Raw genomic sequence first — 5,005 nt, forward strand, 5'->3', positions numbered from 1 at the left:
GGTCGGCACCTTCGGTGCTTCGCGGCGCACGCCACTCATGTCGTTGGCCCACTGCCACAGCAACCAGGCCGCCACAGCGCCCAACAGCAGGCCGGCGGCCCACTTGAGCAGACGCAACGGCGCGGTCTTCACCGGGGGCGGATCGATGGGAAGTCTGGCGGTCATGATCAGCCCTGGCTCGGTTTGCCGGTCACGAGACCGACCTGGGACAGTTCCAGGCGCCGCAACAGGTCCAGCACTTCAATGACTTTCTGGTACTGCACCGTCGCGTCGCCGCGCACGATCACCGGGAAGTCCGGGCTCTGGGCCTTTTCGATGCGCAGGCGCTCTTCCAGCTCGGCCAGGGTCACCGGATAGGCATCGAGGAACACCTGGCCGCCATCGTTCACCGAAATCGCCTTGGTCTTGGCTTCGGACAACGACACCGAGGCGCTGGCCTTGGGCAGGATGATCTGGATACCCGACACCTGGGCCGTGGCCGTGAGGATGAACATCACCAGCACCACCATGAGCACATCCACCAGCGGCGTGATGTTGATGCTGTCGACGGCCGCATCATCGTCGTCATCGTGTGAAGCGTTTACGCTAGCCATGGCGATTTCCTCAGGCCGGTACGGACGATTGGACGTGATGATTACGGCGATGCGCCGCTTCACCGGCCTGCCCTTCGCCGTGCATCTCCGCCAGGCGCGTGATGAACTCATCGACGAAGACGCGCATGTCGGCGCTGACTTCCTTGTTGCGGGTGATCAGGCGGTTGTAGCCAAACAGCGCCGGGATCGCGACGAACAGGCCCATGGCGGTGGCGAGCAGGGCCGCAGCCATGCCCGGGGCGATGGCGTTGATGTTCACGTCACCGGCCATGGCGGTGCCGAGGAACACCACCATGATCCCCAGCACGGTGCCGAGCAGCCCAATGTACGGACCGCCGGCGATGGCGTTGGACAGGGTCGAGAGCTTCGAACTCAACGCCTGGTTCTCGCGGGTGCGCACGCCGTCCATGGAGCAGCGGATCGCTTCGATGGTGGCCGCCGACACTGACGAGGTGTCAGCGCCCTGCTCGCGGCGGGTGCGGATTTCCTTGACCGCCACCAAGTACAAGCGCCACAACGACGAGTGTTGCAGGCGCTGGGCGAGGTCCTGGTCGTCGGCGAACATCTCCAGCCGCGTACCGATCCGGGCGAATTGCTCGCGGAAGGCTTCGTTGGCGGCGCTGAGGCGGCTGACCATGCGATTCTTGCGGATCATGATGATCCACGACTGGAACATCATCAGCACCAGTACGCCGATGATCACCCACGCATCCAACGGCACGGCGTTGAGCAGGAAACCCAGGCTGCCGAAACCGAAGCCGGACTGTTCCTCATCGACGCCGTAGGCCACCAGTTTCGACTCGGCGCCCTGGGCATTGGCGTCGGCCAACAGCAGCGGTGCCGGGCGGGCGACCTTGGACAGCCGCGCGTCGTCCATGGCGCCGCTGAAAGGCGCGAAGGTGCCGGCGGAAACGTCAGCGCCCACGGCCATCGGCGAACTCAATGCCGGCATCGCCATGGCGAGGCTCGCGGTTTCGCGCCCATTGACGTACAGCACGACGCGGTCGCCCGAGGCGGTCAACGCCAGGTGCTGCCACTGGCCGGGGTTCAGTGGTTGGGTCGAGACCGCACGCTGGTCGTTGATCGCTACGAACGGCACACCCTGGTTGACACCCACCAATAGACTGGTGGCGGCTTCGCGACGGGCCAGGATGATCTGCTCACCACTGGCCTGGTCCTGGCGCAGCCAGGTGCTGAAGGTGAATGCCGCACCGGCGCTGTGTTGCAACGATGGGCTGGCGGGCAACAGCAGCGGCTGGCCATTGAACTGCAAGGCACGCCCGATCACCCCGTCGATGCTGACGCCGGCCGCGCCCTGGGCGTTGTTGCCGTAGGCCGTGGTATCCCGGGGCGGTACGCCAGTGGCGCCGTCGAAGTGGTACAGCGCGGTGTAGTCCGGGTCGAAGGTCAACTGACCGCTGCTCGTGGCCGGCGCCTTCTGGTTGCCGTAGTACATCCACAGGTCCTGGCGTTGGCCACCCTCCACATTCGGCACGTCGACCCAGATCAGTGCCATGCCCATCAGCGGGTCGAAGCTTTCGATCTGGTGATTGAGCACGGTCTTGTCATCGGCGCTGACGAAACGCAGGTCCGAACCGTCGTCCTTGACGCCGTCGAAGGTGAAGTTGCCGGTGTGCAGGCGCACCAGCAGCGCCGTGCGGCCCAAGGCCTGGGCGATGGCGGCGCCCTGGGGCGTGGTGTCCACGGAAATCTGTTTGCGATAGTGCCAATCGTCCTGCCACCAGGCATTGGCGGTCGCCGGAAGCACCAGCCCCAGGCAGATCAACAGGGATAACAATAAGCGTTGCATGGACATGACTCCTGGGTTCAAAACGTCGCTTGCAGGTTGAAGTGCAGGCGCGATTCCTGTTTCGAGGTGTTCGGCCCGTCGAGCAGCGGATAGCCCCAGTCGAGGCTGCCGGACAGCCATTTGCTCAGGCTCGCGCGGGTGCCGAGGCCGACGCTGGCGAGGCTGTAGTCGGCTTCCTGGTCGGGTAGCTCGTCCCGTAGATACAGCTGCGCGCCTTCGGCGAAGGCATAGAAGCGCCACTCCTGGACATAACTGCCGAGGAACTTGGCCAGGGACGGCGTGCGCAGCTCCTGGGACAGCAGGTAGCCGTCATCGCCGGTGCGCTCGGCGGCCAGGTAGCCGCGCACCGAGGTGGCGCCACCGGCGGAAAATTGTTCGTTGGAAACCAACGGCCCGGAGGCCAGTTGGAAGGCAGCCTTGGAGGCGGTCTGCCAGTCGTTGCCGAAGGTGAAGGTGTAATTGCCGTCGCCCTTGAGCACGGCGAAGCTGGGGCTGGCGCGATAGCGCTTGTAGTCGAACTCTTCGTCGGAACTGCCATAGCCCAGCAGGCTGCGGGTACCCGCCACCAGGCTCAGGCCGAGGCCCAACTGGCTGTGTTCGGTGTAGCGGAAGCCGTTGTAGGCGAAGGTGAACGGCGCGTACTTGAGCGGCGCCTTGTCGCTGGCGTCGCCGAGGTTGAGTTCCTCCTCGAAGTCCTTGAAATCCACCCCGACTGAAAAGCTGTTGGCCCATGCCCCCGTGGATGGCAGGCTGTAGATTGCCGACACCCCATAGGAATGGCCTTTGCCCAATACGTTGCTGCCACCGACGGTGGCCACGTTGCTGTCGGATTGGTAACCGGAGAATTGCACACTCCAGCGTTCGCTCAGCGGCGCGGTGTAGGAACCCGACCAGACCTTGGCGTTTTCGGTGTCCTGGGGCGCGGTGAAGAACGTCAGGGAAACGCTGTGGCCCAGTTGCCAGAGGTTGTTGTAGCCCAGGCTCGCGACGGTGCGCAGCTTTTCGGTGTCGGCGCTGTAGTCGTTGTTCAGGCCCAGGCTGGCTTGCCAGGGGTCCTGGTCTTCGACCTGCAAATCCACGTCCATCGTCCCGGGGCGCTGGCCTTCGCGCACCAACGGCATGACCTGGCGTCCCGGGGTTTTGTTCAACTGCGCCAGCTCTGCCTGGACCTGGGCAAAATCGGGTACCTCGCCCTCCTTCAGCGCAGGCACGTCATCTCGGATTTCAACCGGGGAATAGTGCTTGGCTCCCACCACACGGACCCGGCCGACCTTGGTCTCGCTGACTTGCAGGTAGACGATGCCGTCTTCGACTTTCTGCTCCGGCAACTCGACGAAGACCGATTGATAACCGCGGGCCTGATAGGCTTTCTGCAGGGCTTCCCGGGCGCCCTCGATGTCGCTCAAGGCCTTTTGCGGACCGAGGAACGGGTACACCGCTTCCTCGATGGCCCGGGCATCGAGCACCGTGTTGCCGCGCACGAAATACTCGTTCACGTCCACCAGGCGCGCCGGCGCCGCTTCGGCCTCCTGCCCTCCTTCGGCGGCGATTGCCGACGGTCCCCCGACCGCCAACAGCAGCCAGCCCCACAGCGCTGGCCGCGATTTGAAGAAATGCTCCACACCACCCCCTGAATTCAAAGTACGGCTCAATTGCTTGCGGTCGATGTCGTGGCGTGCCGGGCCAGCCAGGTGTGCAGCAGCGCGAAGTTCAAGGAGAACTCCGGCATTTGCAGCAAGGCGCCACAGAACACTTCACCGATGATTTTCTGAATGAGCCGCACCGCCTGCGCATCGCCCAGCAGCGTGGCGAGGTCCTTGCTCAGGACGTTGAAGCTCCAGACCTTCTGGTTCAGGGCCAGGCCGACGAACCAGCGAAACAGCAGGTTGTAATTGAGTTGTTCGTAGAGTTGCTGCTCGCTGGGCACCGAATAGAGCAGTTGCAGCAGGAGGATGTGCATGGCGGTTTGCGGTGCGATCAGCATCTGGGCGCGGGCATTGAGGCCCTGCAGCACATCGCGATGGTCGTCCAGCAGGTCGTCGATCTGCGGACGCAGCAAGACCAGTGAATGGCCTTGCGGAATGTAGCTGGACACTTCCTTGAGCGCGCCCTGCCAGTCATCCTGGGAAACGATCCAGACCCAAGGTGCGCCGTAGCGATACACCGAGACCGGCTGCTTGCGCGCCGCCTCGACGATCTTCGACAGCCGCTGGTCAAGCTCCTGCATGCCCACTTTCGAATAACGTTCCATAGTCCCCATCGCCTCACTCCCGGCTTCGCGCCCCGGCTCCAAACGACCTGAAAGGTCCCCTCGAACACGTCACACAGGCATGACGGGAATGGCGATGTGCTACCGAACTTTTGTCATGAAAGCTTCATTTGAGAGGATTTGGAGTGAGTGAGCTTTTTGTGGGAGCGAGCCTGCTCGCGATGGCGGTGGGTCCGTTGGCGGTGATGTTGGCTGGGCAGCCGTCATCGCGAGCAAGCTCGCTCCCACAGGGGTTCTCGGGTGTTTCCAGACCTGATGCCGGGCACTCAACCCCGTGGCGAGGGAGCTTGCTCCCGCTGGGGCGCGAAGCGGCCCCAATAAGCTGCATGCGAT

At 63.7% G+C, this 5,005-nt stretch carries 4 protein-coding genes and 1 pseudogene; all 5 read right to left on the reverse strand.

What is annotated here, in order from left to right; all coding sequences use genetic code 11:
- Window positions 1-165 (reverse strand): annotated as a pseudogene (locus HGO40_RS30105) (energy transducer TonB); the annotation flags it as partial.
- Window positions 166-167: 2 nt separating this feature from the next.
- Window positions 168-593 (reverse strand): ExbD/TolR family protein, encoded by a 426-nt coding sequence (locus HGO40_RS30110; RefSeq protein WP_250966006.1) that lies wholly within the window; start codon window positions 591-593, stop codon window positions 168-170.
- Window positions 594-603: 10 nt separating this feature from the next.
- Window positions 604-2,403, reverse strand: coding sequence for a DUF2341 domain-containing protein (locus tag HGO40_RS30115; RefSeq protein ID WP_250966007.1), 1,800 nt, complete (start codon window positions 2,401-2,403; stop codon window positions 604-606).
- 17 nt (window positions 2,404-2,420) lie between these two features.
- Window positions 2,421-3,983 (reverse strand): ShlB/FhaC/HecB family hemolysin secretion/activation protein, encoded by a 1,563-nt coding sequence (locus HGO40_RS30120; protein ID WP_502943357.1) that lies wholly within the window; start codon window positions 3,981-3,983, stop codon window positions 2,421-2,423.
- A 68-nt stretch (window positions 3,984-4,051) separates the two neighbouring features.
- On the reverse strand, window positions 4,052-4,654 hold the full coding sequence (locus HGO40_RS30125; protein WP_250966009.1) for a transposase: 603 nt from the start codon (window positions 4,652-4,654) through the stop codon (window positions 4,052-4,054).
- Window positions 4,655-5,005 lie beyond the last annotated feature (351 nt).

The organism is Pseudomonas sp. CG7 (assembly GCF_023701885.1).
GTDB classification, from domain to species: Bacteria; Pseudomonadota; Gammaproteobacteria; order Pseudomonadales; family Pseudomonadaceae; genus Aquipseudomonas; species Aquipseudomonas zanjanensis.